1 pseudogene is annotated in these 1431 nt (G+C 67.6%); it reads left to right on the forward strand.

The window, feature by feature from the left end:
• Positions 1-1431 (forward strand): annotated as a pseudogene (locus IE153_RS41210) (RHS repeat-associated core domain-containing protein); the annotation flags it as partial.

The raw sequence follows: 1431 nt of genomic DNA on the forward strand, positions 1-1431 counted from the left end.
CCTACACCCTGACCGACCGCAAGTCGGGCACGAAGGACACCTTCGACGAGCACGGCACGCTGACGAAGGTCACGGACAGGAACGACGGCACGATCACCGTCGACCAGCACGACGAGGGCGGCGAGCACAAGGGCTTCAAGCTGACCGAGACCCGCTCGGGCCGGTGGATCGACCTGGTGAAGACGGACGCAAGCCAGTGGCAGGCCAAGGACCACACGGGCCGCACGGCCGTGTTCGACCTCGACCCGGCGGGCAACCTGGCGAAGGTCACCGACACCGACGGCAAGGCCACCGCCTACGCCTACGACTCCTCACGCCGCCTGACCAAGGTGACCACGCCCGAGGGCACCGTCACCCTGTTCACCTACGACGACCACAGCCGCGTCACCTCCATGCAGCGCGCCGCCGAGTCCTCCGGCGGCGGCCACACGGGGCCGACCTGGCGCTACGACTACACGGCCGCCACCCCGGCCGACGCGGGCACGACTACGGTCACCGACCCCGACGGCGACACCACCAAGTACATACACAACGCGGACGGGGAGGTCACCAAGGTCACCGACGCCCTGGGCCACTCCCGCCACGCGAAGTACACCGCCCACCTCCTGCAGACCGCGACAGACGCGATGGGCACAGGCACGGACGGCACCGGCGGCAACACCACCACCTACGGCTGGGACGGCCGCAACAACGCCCTCTCCCAGAAGCTCCCGCTCGGTGCGACGGCTTCGGTGACGGCGTACCAGACGATCGCCGGTACGGACCTGCCGAATGATTTCACTACCGCGGACGGCCGCAAGGACACCTTCAAGTACGACACCAACGGCAACACCATGTCGGTGACCACCTCCGGCACCGCAGGCGGCACCCGCGAGTACACCTACAACAAGGACACCCCGACCTGCGGCGGCTTCGAGGGCCAGCGCTGCACCGCCAAGGACGGCAACAGCAAGGTCACCTCGTTCGTGTATGACGCCAAGGGCAACCTCAAGACTGTGACCCCGCCGGCGCCCCTGGGCAAGACGGACTACACCTACGACGCGCTCGGCCGGGTGGAGACCGTCACCGACGGACGCGGCATCAAGACCGTCTACGTCTACGACAACCGTGACCGCGTGACGAAGGTGTCCTCCACCAACGCCACGGTCACCTACGCCTACGACGGCGACGGCAATGTCAGGACCCGCACGGACGCCTCCGGCACCACGGGCTGGACCTACGACAAGCTCAACCGCGAGAGCGTCCGCACCCTGCAGAACGGCGCCCAGACGGCGCTGGCCTACACCCCGGGCGGCGAGGTCGACCACTACATCGACCCGACCGGCAAGACCGACTACACCTGGGACAAGGCCGGCCGCCTGGACTACCTGATCGCCCCGGACGGCAAGAAGACCGACTTCGACTACAACAACAACGACAAGCGCACCAAGA

The sequence above is a fragment of the Streptomyces massasporeus genome (assembly GCF_014648995.1).
GTDB classification, from domain to species: domain Bacteria; phylum Actinomycetota; class Actinomycetes; order Streptomycetales; family Streptomycetaceae; genus Streptomyces; species Streptomyces massasporeus.